Source organism: Micromonospora sp. CPCC 205539 (assembly GCF_036906815.1).
Taxonomy (GTDB): Bacteria; Actinomycetota; Actinomycetes; order Mycobacteriales; family Micromonosporaceae; genus Micromonospora.
In genome coordinates this window covers 1-13,705 of sequence record NZ_JBAKHW010000035.1, presented here as the reverse complement: position 1 = coordinate 13,705, position 13,705 = coordinate 1, and the positions used below count along the sequence as shown (strand labels likewise).

Annotated in this window: 10 protein-coding genes; 6 read left to right on the top strand and 4 right to left on the bottom strand. The window is 72.0% G+C overall.

The features are described from left to right. The first annotated feature begins 8 nt into the window (after positions 1 to 8). Complete coding sequence (locus V6V47_RS25455; protein WP_334630888.1) at positions 9 to 3,737, top strand: S8 family serine peptidase; 3,729 nt, start codon at positions 9 to 11, stop codon at positions 3,735 to 3,737. Positions 3,738 to 3,836: 99 nt separating this feature from the next. Here the strand turns inward: V6V47_RS25455 and V6V47_RS25450 are convergent, their stop codons facing one another. Further along, positions 3,837 to 5,489: an alpha-amylase family protein gene (locus V6V47_RS25450; protein WP_334630887.1), complete on the bottom strand. Its 1,653-nt coding sequence runs from the start codon at positions 5,487 to 5,489 to the stop codon at positions 3,837 to 3,839. 73 nt (positions 5,490 to 5,562) lie between these two features. Between V6V47_RS25450 and V6V47_RS25445 the strand changes: the two genes are divergently transcribed. Continuing rightward, a complete protein-coding gene (locus V6V47_RS25445; protein ID WP_334630886.1) occupies positions 5,563 to 6,177 on the top strand; it encodes a DUF1349 domain-containing protein in 615 nt (204 codons plus the stop codon). A gap of 71 nt (positions 6,178 to 6,248) precedes the next feature. After that, positions 6,249 to 6,920 carry a DedA family protein gene (locus tag V6V47_RS25440; protein WP_334630885.1) on the top strand — a complete coding sequence of 224 codons (672 nt, stop codon included), beginning with the start codon at positions 6,249 to 6,251 and terminating at the stop codon, positions 6,918 to 6,920. Positions 6,921 to 6,933: 13 nt separating this feature from the next. Here the strand turns inward: V6V47_RS25440 and V6V47_RS25435 are convergent, their stop codons facing one another. The 3 genes from V6V47_RS25435 to V6V47_RS25425 all read right to left on the bottom strand — a co-directional run bounded on the left by V6V47_RS25435 (position 6,934) and on the right by V6V47_RS25425 (position 9,767). Continuing rightward, positions 6,934 to 8,499 carry a cellulose binding domain-containing protein gene (locus V6V47_RS25435; RefSeq protein WP_334630884.1) on the bottom strand — a complete coding sequence of 522 codons (1,566 nt, stop codon included), beginning with the start codon at positions 8,497 to 8,499 and terminating at the stop codon, positions 6,934 to 6,936. Between the two features lie 159 nt (positions 8,500 to 8,658). Next, entirely contained in the window at positions 8,659 to 9,411 is a 753-nt protein-coding gene (locus V6V47_RS25430; RefSeq protein ID WP_334630883.1) for a YidC/Oxa1 family membrane protein insertase, read from the bottom strand. 98 nt (positions 9,412 to 9,509) lie between these two features. Beyond that, positions 9,510 to 9,767 carry a DUF6412 domain-containing protein gene (locus tag V6V47_RS25425; protein WP_334630882.1) on the bottom strand — a complete coding sequence of 86 codons (258 nt, stop codon included), beginning with the start codon at positions 9,765 to 9,767 and terminating at the stop codon, positions 9,510 to 9,512. A gap of 238 nt (positions 9,768 to 10,005) precedes the next feature. Here V6V47_RS25425 and V6V47_RS25420 point away from each other — a divergent pair, with 238 nt between their 5' ends. From V6V47_RS25420 to V6V47_RS25410, 3 genes are all read left to right on the top strand, one after another. After that, positions 10,006 to 11,142 (top strand): carboxylate-amine ligase, encoded by a 1,137-nt coding sequence (locus V6V47_RS25420; protein WP_334630881.1) that lies wholly within the window; start codon positions 10,006 to 10,008, stop codon positions 11,140 to 11,142. A gap of 24 nt (positions 11,143 to 11,166) precedes the next feature. Continuing rightward, the gene (locus tag V6V47_RS25415) at positions 11,167 to 12,546 is read left to right on the top strand and encodes an FAD-dependent oxidoreductase (protein WP_334630880.1); all 1,380 of its coding nucleotides are present in this window, start codon (positions 11,167 to 11,169) and stop codon (positions 12,544 to 12,546) included. A gap of 72 nt (positions 12,547 to 12,618) precedes the next feature. Then, positions 12,619 to 13,602: a LacI family DNA-binding transcriptional regulator gene (locus tag V6V47_RS25410; protein ID WP_334630939.1), complete on the top strand. Its 984-nt coding sequence runs from the start codon at positions 12,619 to 12,621 to the stop codon at positions 13,600 to 13,602. Positions 13,603 to 13,705 lie beyond the last annotated feature (103 nt).

Genomic DNA, 13,705 nt, shown 5'->3' with positions numbered 1-13,705 from the left:
GACATCAGTTGAAGTTCTCGCGTACTCGTGGAGCCTGGCTCGCCGCCGTGGTCTCCGCGACCCTCGCGGCGACCGGTGGTTCACCCGCCCTGGCCGCCCCCGGCACACCGGCCGATCCCGGCTCGCCCCCCGCAACCGACCTGCCCACCCCGCCCGGCACCCACTCGGTCACCCTGATCACCGGTGACACCGTCACCACCCGCCAGAACGCCAACGGCGGCACCCTTGACGTGCGAGGCCCGAACGGTGCCCCCACACCGGTACGGGTGGTGGAGGCCGGCGACGACCTCTACGTCTACCCGCAGTCGGTCCTCCCCTACGTGGCCGCGAAGACCCTGGACAAGCGGCTGTTCAACGTCACCCGGCTGATCGCTGACGGGTACGACGACGCCCAGGTCGACCACCTGCCGTTGATCGTGTCGTACGGCGACGCGGCGGCCGGCCTACGCGCCGGTGCCGCACCCGCCGGGGCGACCCGCACCCGCGTCCTGAGCAGCATCTCGGGCGCGGCACTCAGCGAGGACCGCGACCAGGCCGACGAGTTCTGGGCCTCGGTCACGACCGGCACCGCGAAGTCGGCCACCGCCGGCAGCGGCGCCGGACGCTTCGGCGGCGGGATCGCCAAGATCTGGCTGGACGGGCGGGTACGCGCCGACCTGGCCGACACCACCGCCCAGATCGGCGCACCCGAGGTGTGGGCCGGCGGTGACACCGGCGCGGGTGTGCGGGTGGCCGTACTGGACACCGGCATCGACGCGGGCCACCCGGACCTGACCGACCGGATCAGTAACTCTGCGGTGTTCGTGCCCGGTGCGGAGATCACCGACCGGGTCGGGCACGGCACCCACGTCGCCTCCACCATCGCCGGCACCGGTGCCGCCTCGGGCGGGCGGGAGAAAGGTGTCGCCCCGGACGCCCAACTCGCCATCGGCAAGGTGCTCAGCGACGAGGGCTACGGGCAGGACTCCTGGATCCTCGCCGGCATGGAGTGGGCGGCCCGGGACGTCGACGCCAGCGTCATCAACATGAGCCTGGGCTCCAACCAGCCCAGCGACGGCACCGACCCGTTGAGCCAGGCGGTCAACGCGCTCAGCGCGGAGACCGGCGCCCTGTTCGTCGTCTCCGCCGGCAACGCCGGCCTGCCCAGCAGCGTGGCCGCGCCGGGCGCGGCGGACGCCGCGTTGACCGTCGGCGCGGTCGACGGCGACGACCAGCTCGCCTACTTCTCCAGCCAGGGCCCGAGGATCAGCGACGAGGCCATCAAGCCGGAGCTGACCGCGCCCGGCGTCGCCGTGCTCGCCGCCCGGTCGCAGTACGCGCCCGGCGAGGGCTCCTACCAGAGCATGGACGGCACCTCGATGGCCGCGCCGCACGTGGCCGGTGCCGCCGCCCTGCTCGCCGCCAAGCACCCGGACTGGACCGGCCAGCAACTCAAGGACGCCCTGGTCAGCACCACCAAGGCCACTCCGCAGTACGACGCGTTCCAGGCCGGCACCGGGCGGGTCGACGTCGCCGCAGCGGTCCGCGCCCCGATCGTCGCCACCGGCGCGGTCTCCACCAGCGTGCGGTACGACACCGCGAAGGCGGGCGGCAGCACGCACCCGGTCACGTACACCAACACCACCGGCCAGCCCATCACGCTGGGCCTGGCGGTGGACGCCCCGACCGCGCCGGCAGGGCTGTTCAGCCTGTCCGCCGCGCAGGTGACCGTGCCCGCCCACGGCACCGCCACGGTCACCCTGACCACGGACACCACCCGGGCCGCCGCCGGCAGCCGGTACACCGGTCAGGTCGTCGCCACCGGCGCGGACCGGGCCGTGCTGGCCCGCACCGCGATCGCGGTGGGCACGTTCACGCCGTACCACCAGCTCCGGCTCGAGATGACCGACCGGGCCGGCAAGCCGGCCGCCGGAATGATCGAGCTGGGCCAGCCGGGCAGCTACGACATCTCCTTCGTGGAGACCGACCCGGACGGCACGGCGCTGCTGAACCTGCCCGAGGGCGTCTGGTCGGCGATGAGCTTCCTGAACGTCACCGGCAGCCACGGGCCCAACTCGCTCGGCCTGGCGCTGCTCGGCGACCCCGACATCGACCTGCGCAAGGACACCACGGTCCGGTTGGACGGGAAATCGGCCCGGCGGGTCGACTCGTCGGTGCCGCAGCAGACGGCCGACACGTTCACCCGGCTGGACTACTACCGGTCGCAGGGCGAGGGCCGGTGGCGCTCGTTCATCGCGGGCGGCGTGTTCTTCGACAGCTTCTACGCCCAGCCCACCAGCAAGGACGTGCGGCACGGCGACTTCTACCTCGGCGCCCGGTGGCGCAAGGAGCAGCCGGTGCTCAGCGTCGGCACCACGACGGTGAACTTCGACGACGTGGTCCGTCAACAGGGCACCACCCAACTGCCGAAGGGCCGCTCGACGCTGTCGGCGGTCTTCGCCGGCAATGGCGCGGCCAGCGACTACACCGGGCTGGACGCCCGGGGCAAGGTGGTCGTGGTCCGGCGCAACTGGGACGTCAGCGACGCCGACCAGGCCGCCGCGGCGACCGCCGCCGGGGCGAAGCTGATGCTGGTGGTCAACGACTTCCCGTGGCGCGAGGTGCGCGACTACTCGGTCGACTTCTTCACCGACACCCCGATCGAGGTGGCGATGCTCAGCACCGACGAGGGCGAGGCGCTGATCCGGCAGATCCAGCGCGGGCCGACGAAGGTCGAGGTCGTCTCGCAGCCCGTCGCCGACTACGTGTACGACCTGGTGCAGGCGTACCACAACCGGATTCCGCGCGAGCTGACCCGGACCGAGACGGCGAAGACGCTGGCCCGGATCGACGTCGGCTTCAACATCCCGACCCCCGAGACCCAGGGTGGCGAGTTCCGCTACGACTGGCCTTCGTACAACGACTGGGGCATCGGCCAGAGCAGCAACCGGCCGCTCGCCCCGGTCCGTACCGACTGGGTCTCCGCCGGCAGCGACCTGTACCAGTGGGGTCAGGAGGCGTACATCGGCTCCGCGACGTACCAGATCGACCCCCGGACCAGCTACCGGGCCGGCAGCCGTGGCGAGGAGCAGTTCTTCCACCCGATCGAGCGACCGCACCTGAACAACAACTTCAAGCTGCCCAAGCGCTCGGGCGACAGCCTCAACCTGGACGTGCCCGGTTGGGGCGGGGACGACCACGTCGGCATGGCGATGAACTCCGCCACGCAGACCAACCAGCTCTACCAGGGGTCCACGCTGCTCGGCCAGAGCAGCAGCACGTGGGTCAGCGGCACCGCGCCGGGCACCAAGGATCTGCCGTACCGCCTGGTGACGCGGACGACGCAGGACCCGACCGCCGGCCCGTACTCGACCAGCACCGAGACGCAGTGGACGTTCCGGTCGAAGTCGCCGGCCGCCGGTGTGGAGTCGAGCGTGCTGCCGCTGCTCCAGCTCGACTACGCGGTCGACACCGATGCCGCCGGTACCGCGAAGGGCCGGACCGACCTGACCGTCTCGGCCGCGCACCTGCCGGGCGTCACCGGGTGCGGCAGCATCCGACCGGTCGGTCTCGAGATCTCGTACGACGACGGCGCGCACTGGCAGAAGCAGTCGCTGGACCGCTCTAAGGACGGCTCCTGGACGGCGAAGCTGCGCGCGCCGAAGGGCGCGAAGTACGTGTCGCTGCGGGCCAGCGCCTCGGACGGCTCGGGCAACTCGGTCAAGCAGACCGTGCTCCGTGCCTTCGGCGTGCGCTGATCGTCCCAGTGCGATGATCGCGTGACGTCCGGTCGGCACCAACCGGCCGGACGTCACGCGTGAGGAGGGACCGCGCCGATCGGCGCGGTCCCTCGTCAGTCAGACCCCCTGGCCTCGGCACAGGCGGATCCAGCGGTAGCCGTGGCCGGTCAGCTTGATCGCGCCGAGCTTGCCCAGCTCGCCGTAGCCACGGTCGGCAAGCACGTCGATGGGCAGGTCGGCTTCCTTCTCCAGGGAGCTGAGGTCGACCTCGACGTCGTCGGTGCCCAGGTTGTGCAGGAAGACCATGGTCCCGGTCGGCCCGTCCGCGCGGTGCACCAGCACTCCGGCCGGCACCGGCACGTCGATGTGGGTGGTCGAGCCGGAGCCGATCTCCGGTGCCTCGCGCAGCGTACGGATCATGCGTTCGAACCAGGCGAGCAGCGACTTCGGGTCGCCACGCTGGGCGGTGACGTTGACGGTGTGGTAGCCGAAGTCGCCCTTGTCGATGACCGGTCGGACCAGCTTCTCCGGGTCCGCCGTGGAGAAGCCGGCATTCGGCTTGTACGACCACTGCATCGGGGTACGGATCGCCTCCCGGCCCGGCAGCGACAGGTCCTCGCCCATCCCGATCTCCTCGCCGTAGCGCAGGACCGGCGTGCCGCGCAGCGAGAACTGCAGGGCGTACGCCAGCTCGATGCGGCGCCGGTCGTTGCCGAGCATCGGTGCGAGCCGGCGGCGGATGCCCCGGTCGTAGATGCGCATGTCCTCGTCGGGGCCGAACTGCTCGTACACCTGGTTGCGCTGTTCGGTGGTGAGTCGGGACAGGTCGATCTCGTCGTGGTTGCGCAGGAAGGTGGCCCACTGGCCGCCGACGGGCAGCTTCGGGGTGTCGCGGAGCCCTTCGATCAACGACTCCGGGTCCTGCCGGGCGAGGGCGAGCATGAGTCGCCCGTTGAGCATGAAGTCGAAGAGCATGTGGATCCGGTTGCCGGACCCGCTGGCGTCACCGAAGAACGTCGGTAGCTGGTCCGGCTCGACGTTCGCCTCGGCCAGCAGGACCGCGTCGCCGCGCCGCCACTGCACGTGCTGGCGCATCTCGGTGAGGAACTCGAAGTCCTTCGGGGAGTTCGGGTTGCCGGGCTCGGTCAGCTCGATGATGAACGGCACCGCGTCCATCCGGAAGCCGGAGACGCCGAGCTGGAGCCAGAACGACATGATCTTTTTGATCTCGGCCCGGACCTGCGGGTTGGCGAAGTTCAGGTCCGGCTGGAACTTGTAGAACCGGTGGTAGAACCACGCCTTGGCCGTCCGGTCGTAGCTCCAGGTCTCGTCCTGCTCGCCGGGGAAGACCATGCCCTGGTGCCGGTCGGCCGGCTCGGTGTCGGACCAGACGAACCAGTCACGGTACGGCGAGTCCGGCGACGATCGGGCGGACTGGAACCACGGGTGCTCGTCGGAGGTGTGGTTGACCACCAGGTCGATGATCACCCGGATGCCCCGGTTCTGTGCCTGGTGCAGCAGCTCCGCGAAGTCGCCGAGGGTGCCGAAGCGCGGGTCCACGTTGTAGAAGTCGGTGGCGTCGTAGCCGTCGTCGCGGTTGGGTGACGGGTGGATGGGGTGCAGCCACAGACAGGTCACGCCCAGCCGGGCCAGATAGTCCAGCCGGCCGATGAGCCCGCGGATGTCACCGACCCCGTCGCCGTCGGAGTCGGCGTACGTGTCGATGTCGAGGCAGTAGACGACGGCTTCGGAGTACCAACGGTCACCCATGCCGAAGGAACATCTCCAAATGATCATCACGCCAAACCGGGACGGGCCCGTCCCACCGGTTACCGTGCGGGGCATGGAGATCAACCTCGTACCGCCGAGCGAACCGTTGGAGTGGGCCCGGGGCAGTTGGCTGCACCCGCCGGTCCGCGTCGAGGAGGGCCCGGCGGGCGAACTGGTCGTCGAACCGGCGGCCGAGAGTGACTTCTGGCGGCGGACCAGCTACGGGTTCGTGCACGACAACGGCCCGGCCCTGTTGGCCCCGCTGCCGGCCGGCACCGCCATGGAGGTGAGCTTCAGGCTCGACCTCACCGGGCAGTTCGATCAGGCCGGCGCGCTGGTCCGGGTCGACGAGCGGACGTGGGTCAAGACCGGCGTCGAGGTGAGCGACGGTGAGCTTCAGCTCGGCGCGGTGGTGACCCGGGAGTTCTCCGACTGGTCGCTGGCGCCGGTGCCGCAGTGGGCGGGCCGGGAGGTGACCGTCCGGGTGAGCCGGGCCGGAGACGCGCTGACCATCCGGGCCCGGGCCGACGACGAGCCGTGGCGGCTGGTCCGCCTCGCCCCGCTGGACCCGGCCGCCGAGGTGACGGCCGGCCCGTTCTGCTGCGCGCCGACCCGCGCCGGGCTGACCGTGGTGTTCACCGGCTGGCGGCAGGGGCCGGCGGACACCACGCTGCACCCGGAGCACTGACCGCAGGTGTGGCGGGCGGCCGACGGGGTATGACCACCTGATCCCCCTGTAGCCGACGCGGAAGGACGACCATGGCGCTCGCCCAGACCGGAGATCCGTCCGAGTTCACCGGGCTGACCGGTTGGGTGGCCACCGTGATCGAGGGGATGGGTCCGCTCGGCGTGGCGCTGCTGGTCGCGCTGGAGAGCATCGTTCCGCCCATTCCCAGCGAGATCGTGCTGGCCCTGGCCGGCTACCTGTCGCATGAGGGCCGTTTCAACGTGGTGCTCGTGGTGCTGGCCGCGACGGCCGGTTCCCTGGTCGGGGCGCTGGTGCTCTACTGGCTCGGCGCGGCCCTGGGTGAGGAGCGGCTCAAGCGCTGGCTGGACCGCATCCCGCTGGTGGACTCCGAAGACCTGGAGAAGGCCGACCGCTGGTTCGAGCGGCACGGCCGGTGGGCGGTGCTGATCGGTCGGGTGGTGCCGGTGGTCCGCAGCCTGGTGTCCGTCCCGGCCGGGGCCAACCGGATGCCGCTCGGCGAGTTCATCCTGCTCACCACCATCGGCAGCGGAGTGTGGAACGCCCTCATCGTCGGGGCCGGCTACACCCTCGGCAGCCAGTGGCAGGACGTGGCCCGCTACAGCGACTGGTTCAACTACGCGATCGGCGCGGTCTTCGTCGTCATGCTGGCCCTCTGGGTGATCCGCAAGGTCCGCCGACGCCGGGAGCGCGACGACCGGCGGTCGGTGACCGCCGGTCGCTGATCCGCGTTACCGCTCAGGCGAACTGGGCGGTGATCGAGGTGAACTCCCAGTTGTTCTGCGCGATGCCGGAGCAGTGGGCGACCACTCCCCCGCCCGCGCACGGCCGGTCCCGGTTGACCGCCCAGAAGGTGAACCGCGCCAGACCACGGGCCTTGGCCCAGTCCCGGATCTGGGTCCAGGTCGCCGGGGAGGTCAGCTCCTGCTGGTCGGAGAGGCCGTTCATGCCGGAGATACCCATGTGCGAGTACGCCGTCGCGTCGGACCAGCCGAAGGCGGTCTTCAGCGCGTTCTTCAGCCCCTCGGCCGCGTTGACCGTGCTCTGGTACATGTTGGCGCCGCCGCCGAAGTCGAACGGCATGATGGTGAAGGTGTCGATGTTGGCGCCGAGCGCGGCGGCCTGGTTGATCAGGCGGGTGCCGTAGTACGACGGGCCGGTGGTCGTGGTGCCGAACGTGATGATCGTCTTGATCCCGGGGTTGTTCTGCTTGACGATCTTCAGGGCGCCCAGGATCCGGTCCTGCACGACCTCGTTCTCGAACTCGTCGCTGTTCTCGATGTCGATGTCGATCGCCTTCAGACCGAACGCGTTGATCACCTGCTGGTACGCGCCGGCGAGGGCGCTCGCCGACGAGCAGTTCGGGCCGAGCTTGTTGCCACTCCAGCCGCCGATCGACGGGATCACGTCGCCGCCGGCCGCCCGGATGGCCGCGATGGTGCTGGCGTGCGTGCCGCCGGTCAGCGGGCCGGCGCCGTCCCAGGCCGGGGTGCAGCCGCCGCCGGAGAGCACGAACGCGATGGTGAACCACTTGACGCCGGTCGCCGACATGACCGTCGCCGGTGCCGGCGGGCTACCCCAGCCCGGGTAGAGGTAGGGCGCGGCGGCCATCGCACCGCCGCCGCCGGTGCAGCCGGTCGTGCTCGCGGCGACCGCCGCCGACCGCGCCGACTCACCCGACGAGTTGTACGCGGCCACCGTGTAGCTGTGCCCCGAGCAGGCGGCCAGCCCGGAGATGGTGGTGGAGGTGCCGGTGAGGGTGGCACGGACGGTGGAGCCCTCGTACACCCGGTAGCCCGTCACCGTGCCGCTGACCGCGTTCCACGCCAGCGAGATCGCCGAGGCGGTGCTGCCGGTGACCCGCAGGTTTCCCGGCGTGGCCGGGGCACCCGGCGGAGTGGTCGGCCCGCCGGCGCAGGGGCCGCCGTTCACCGTGCAGTTGGTGGGGTCGCCGGTGCCGGCGACGACGAAGCCGAACGTGGTGCTCGCCCCCGCGCCCAGAGTGCCGTTCCAGGACTGGTTGCGGGCGGTCACGTGCTGACCGGAGCTGCTCACCAGCGCGTCCCAGGCCGACCCGACGGTGCTGCCGGAGGGCAGGTCGAACTGGACGTTCCACGAGGTGATCGCCGAGGACGTGTTGTTGGTGACGGTGAACTTCGCTTCGTATCCGGTGCTCCAGCTCGACGTCCGGACGAAGGCGGCGGTGGCGGCGGACGCGGCGGACGGCGCCACGACGGTGGCCGCGACCAGGGCGGCGGCCAGCGCGACGGCGAACGTCGCCGCGCGGGGGGAACGGAGTTTCACGGTGGCCTCCAGGGACCGGCGTGGTGGGGGTTCCGCCCGTGCGGCCGGTCGGTGGTTCCGGCCGCACGGGGCGGTGCCGACGCCCGGATGGGCATTCATGGGCGTCAACGTTAGCGCTAATTATTAGGACAGTTAACTGTTTCTGTCCAGAGGAAGTTGTCAACGCCCGCCGGGGTCGGCGCTCGCCGGGTTCGCCTGCGGCCGTCGAAGCACCGCCTGCTCCAACGCCGACCAGGCGGTCGTGCTCACCAGGTAGATCACCGCGGCGAGCGGCAGCACCAGCGCCACCAGCACGGTCGTGAACGGCAGCAGGGGCAACAGCCGGCCGATCGCCGCCGCGCCGGGCCCCTCGGTGGGCGTACCGGCCACCGTGCCGAGCGCGGCCGCCCGCCGGGCCCGCCGCGACGACCACCAGGCCAGTGCCAGCAGTACGGCCAGCAGTACGCCGAAGAGCGGACCCGCCGCCCCCGCCAACACGTCGGCGAGATGGTGGCCCAACGGCACCCCGGCCAGCCGCTCGTCCAGCAGCCCGGTGCCCCCCTCGGAGGTGCTGAACAACCGGTACAGGACCAGCAGGAACGGCGCCTGGACCAGCAACGGCAGGCAGCCGGCGACCGGGTTGGCGCCGGCCGAGCGGTACAGCGCGAACAGCTCCCGCTGCAGCGTCGCCGGGTCGTCGGCGTACCGCTGCTGTAGCTCACGCACCTGCGGCGCGAGCGCCGCACGGCGTCGCTCGCCGCGGACCTGCAGGACGGTGAGCGGCGAGATGAGTGACCGGATGGCGATGGTGAGCAGCACGATGGCGGCGGCGGTCGCCGCGCCGCCGGCCAACGGTTCGAGCAGATCGGTGAGCCAGGACAGCGCGACGCCGGCGACGCCGACCGCGCCGTGCAGTGGTGCGAAGGCAAGCATGGGGAACCCCTCGGTCCAATTCCGGAGGGTCCTCCCCGGCGGCATTCGCCGGACGGGAGGACCGATGACAGCGGAATCGGCCGCGCGGCGGCGCAGCGCTACGCGGCCGAGGGATGCCCGGGTGCACGGGGGCGGGGCCGCCCGGCCGCGTCGGGGTCGATCTGCCGAGGCACCCGGCGACCACGGGAGCGGGCCCGCAGCCCGGCCCAACGACGCTCGACGCCCAGGCCGCCCGAACGGCCGGCCACCCGCGCCGCGAGCAGCGCCGTGAGCAGCACGAGGGCGGTCAGCGCGGCGCCGGCGAGCAGATCAGCCGGGCGCTCCGCGAGCAGGATGAGCTGGACGAACGTGGACATCCACGCTCCCCAGATCATCCCCAGCGGCACCGGCACGGGCACAGCCTAGGACCCGGTGTCACGCCCCCGGCCGGAATCACGACGCCCGGCCCGCCGACACGCCGCACGAGACGCGCCGTGGCGATCGACACGCGGGCCGAGGTACCCCCGCCACGTTTCCCGGCGACGCCACACTGGGTAACCAGGCGAGCGAAGGCGCGGACGGACCGCGACCGGCAGGAACGGACGGTGGTGGCAGATGACCGGCCAGGTGGCGGAGGCGCCCAGCGGGACGACCGCGGGGACCGAATTGCTCACCGTCGGGGTCGAGGAGGAGTTCCTGCTCGTCGACCCGCACACCGGAGCCGCAGTGCCCGCCGTCGACCTGGTCCTGGAGCAGGTGCCGGCGGAGTTGCGCGGGCAGGTGGAGCGGGAGTTCCAGACCAGTCAGATCGAGATCGGCACCCCGCCCGGCCTCGAACTCTCCTCGATCCGGCACTCCCTCGGCGTGCTGCGCCGGGCGCTCGCCGACGCCGCCGATCGGGCCGGCGTACGCCTGCTCGCGATCGGCACCGGCCCGGTGGACGGCCCGGTGCCACCCGTGGTGGACAAGCCCCGGTTCGACCGGATGATCGAACGGTTCCGGCTGCTCGTCCCCGGCCCCGGAAACAACGGCATGCACGTGCACGTGGGCATCCCCGACCCGGAGACCGGCGTGCAGGTCCTCAACCACGTCCGGCCCTGGCTGCCGCTGCTGCACGCGGTGACCACCAACTCCCCGTTCGCGCAGGGTGAGGACACCGGCTACGCCAGCTGGCGCTCGGTGGAGTGGGAGCGCTGGCCCTCGGTGGCGCCGACGCCCTGGCTCGAGTCGCACGAGCACTACCAGCGGCTGATCCGCCAGTTGATCACCAGCGGCGTGATGCTCGACGAGGGAATGCTCTACTGGTACGCCCGCCTGTCGGCGAAGTACCCGACCGTCGAGCTGCGGATCGGCGACGTCTGCCCGTCCGTGGACGACGCGGTGCTGGTCGCGGCGCTGGTCCGGGCCCTGGTGGCCACCGCCATCGCGGACGTCGAGGCGAACCGGCCGGCGCTGCAGACCGACCACCACCTGCTGGTCGCCGCGCACTGGCGGGCCGCCCACGACGGCTTGGAGGGCGACGCCGTCGACGTGACCAACGGCGAGCTGCGCCCGGCCTGGGAGCTGCTGGACCGGTTCGTGGAGCGGATGCGACCGGCGTTGGAGCAGCACGGCGACTGGGCCGAGGTGACCGACCTGCTGGGCGGGCTGCGCCGGCACGGCAGCGGCGCGGCGCGACAGCGCGCCGTGTACGCCCGTACCGGTCGGCTCACCGACGTCGTACAGGACGTGGCACGACAGACCCACGGCTGATCCCCGCGTGACAGGATGGGTTCCGTGGCGCAACGGTTGATCGTCATCGGTGGGGACGCCGCCGGCATGTCCACGGCGTCCCAGGCACGGCGCCGCCGTGGCCGGGACGACCTGGAGATCGTGGCCTTCGAGCGGGGGCATTTCACCTCCTACTCGGCCTGCGGCATCCCGTACTGGATCAGTGGCCTGGTGTCCGACCCGGAGCAGTTGATCAGCCGAAGCCCGGAGACGTTCCGCACCGAGTTCGACATCGACGTCCGCATGCGGCACGAGGTCACCGCCATCGACCTGGACCGTCGCGAGGTGGTGGCCCAGGATCTGGAGCACGGCGGCGAGGTCCGCGAGCGCTTCGACGAGCTGATGTACGCCGCCGGCGCGCTGCCGACCAAGCCGCCCTGGGCGGACACGGACGCGGCGGGCGTGTTCGGCATGCAGACCCTCGACGACGGGGCGGCGCTGCGCGACTGGCTGGTTCGAAAGCCGGAGCCCCGCCGAGCGGTGGTGATCGGCGGCGGTTACATCGGCGTCGAGATGGCCGAGGCGCTGATCGAGCGCGGCCTCTCCGTCACCCTGGTCGAGCAGGCCGAGCAGCCGATGTCGACGGTGGACGGCGACATGGCCGAGCTGGTCGCCGAGGCCATGCGCGGCCTCGGCATCAAGATCCGCTCCGGCCTGCCGGTGACCGGCCTGGAGCAGCGGGACGGCCGGGTGTCCGCCGTGGTCACCGCCGAGGGGCCGATCCCGACCGACGTCGTGGTCCTGGGCCTGGGCGTACGCCCCAACACCGCGCTCGCCAAGGCTGCCGGCTTTCCGCTCGGGCCGACCGGCGGGATCCGGGTGGATCGTCGGATGCGGGTGCCCGAGCTTTCCGGGGTCTGGGCGGCCGGCGACTGCGTGGAGACGCTGCACCGGGTCAGCGGGATGCCGGTGCACGTGCCGCTCGGCACCCACGCCAACAAGCAGGGCCGGGTGGCCGGCATCAACATCGGTGGCGGGTACGCCACCTTCACCGGCGTGATCGGCACGGCGGTGACCAAGGTCTGCGACCTGGAGGTGGGCCGGACGGGCCTCCGCGAGCGGGACGCCACCGCGGCCGGCTTCGACTTCGTCTCCGTGGTCGCCGAGTCGACCACCCGGGCCGGCTACTACCCCGGCACCCAGCCGATGACCGTCAAGCTGATCGCCGAGCGGCCCAGCGGTCGGCTGCTCGGCGCGCAGATCGTCGGCTGGTCCGAGGCGGCCAAACGGATCGACACGCTGGCCGTGGCACTGTGGAACGGCATGACGGTGGACGACATGACCCAGCTCGACCTGGGCTACGCTCCGCCGTACTCTCCGGTCTGGGATCCGGTGCTGATCGCCGCCCGCAAGGCGGTCGACGCGCTCGCCGCCGTCGACCGCTGACCCGCGCCGCGCTTGGAGGATCGACCCGTGAGCCAGACCTCGGCCCGGCCGGCCGCGCCCCGGCGACCGACGATGGTGGACGTGGCCCGGCTCGCCGGTGTCAGCCTCAAGACGGTCTCCCGGGTGGTCAACGACGAGCCGGTGGGCCAGGATCTGGTCGGCCGAGTGCTGGCGGCCATCGCCGAGCTCGGCTTCCGCCGCAACGACATCGCCCGCAACCTGCGCTCCCGCCAGCTCAACGCCACCGTCGGGCTGCTCATCGAGGAGATCGCCAACCCGTTCTACGCCACCATCGCCAGCGTCGCCGCCGAGATCGCCGCCGCCCACGGCACCATGCTGATCACCGCCTCGTCGGAAGAGGACCCGGAGCGCGAACGCGCCCTGCTCCAGGACTTCACCCAGCGTCGGGTCGACGGCCTGCTCGTGGTGCCGGCCGGCCCCGACCACTCGTTCCTGCGTCGCGAGGTGGAGCTGGGAATGCCGGTTGTCTTCCTGGACCGGCCGCCGCAGGGGTTGCTCGCGGACGTCGTACTCCTGGACAACCAGGGCGGCGGCCGGGCAGGCGTCGGCGCGCTGCTCGACCAGGGGCACCGTCGGGTGGGCGTCCTGCTGGGCGCACCGAGCGTGCCCACGATGCGCGAGCGAATGACCGGCGCGCGGGCGGCGCTGGCCGACGCCGGCGTCGAGCCCGACGCGGCGCTGGTCCGTGACCACCTGACCGCCCCGGAGGATGCCGGGCAGGCGATCGCCGCGCTGCTCGACCTGCCGAACCCGCCCACCGCCTTCTTCTGCGGCAACAACCGGCTCACGGTCGGCGCGCTTCAGGAGCTGCATCGGCGGGGCAGCGACGCGGCGCTGGTCGGCTTCGACGACTTCGAGCTGGCCCATCTGATGCCCCGGCCGCTGACCGTCGTCGGCTACGACACCAGGGAACTGGCCCGCGTCGCCACCAATCGACTGTTCCGGCGCATCGCCGGCGACGACTCCCCACCGTCTACGACAGTGCTCCCCACCAGACTCCTCAACCGAGGCCTGACCCCACCCCGCACGGCCTGACCGCCCAGGCAGGCGCCCCGCGCGGCTGCCCGCGCGCGCCCCGCGCGGCCGCCCGCGCGCGCCCCGCCACCGCCCAAGCGCGCGCCCCGCGCGCGCCCCGCGT

Coding starts and splice junctions, on each gene's coding strand:
- V6V47_RS25450 (WP_334630887.1), bottom strand. CDS start 5,489: ATGGGTGACCGTTGGTACTCCGAAGCCGTCGTCTACTGCCTCGACATC.
- V6V47_RS25445 (WP_334630886.1), top strand. CDS start 5,563: ATGGAGATCAACCTCGTACCGCCGAGCGAACCGTTGGAGTGGGCCCGG.
- V6V47_RS25440 (WP_334630885.1), top strand. CDS start 6,249: ATGGCGCTCGCCCAGACCGGAGATCCGTCCGAGTTCACCGGGCTGACC.
- V6V47_RS25430 (WP_334630883.1), bottom strand. CDS start 9,411: ATGCTTGCCTTCGCACCACTGCACGGCGCGGTCGGCGTCGCCGGCGTC.
- V6V47_RS25425 (WP_334630882.1), bottom strand. CDS start 9,767: ATGTCCACGTTCGTCCAGCTCATCCTGCTCGCGGAGCGCCCGGCTGAT.
- V6V47_RS25420 (WP_334630881.1), top strand. CDS start 10,006: ATGACCGGCCAGGTGGCGGAGGCGCCCAGCGGGACGACCGCGGGGACC.
- V6V47_RS25410 (WP_334630939.1), top strand. CDS start 12,619: ATGGTGGACGTGGCCCGGCTCGCCGGTGTCAGCCTCAAGACGGTCTCC.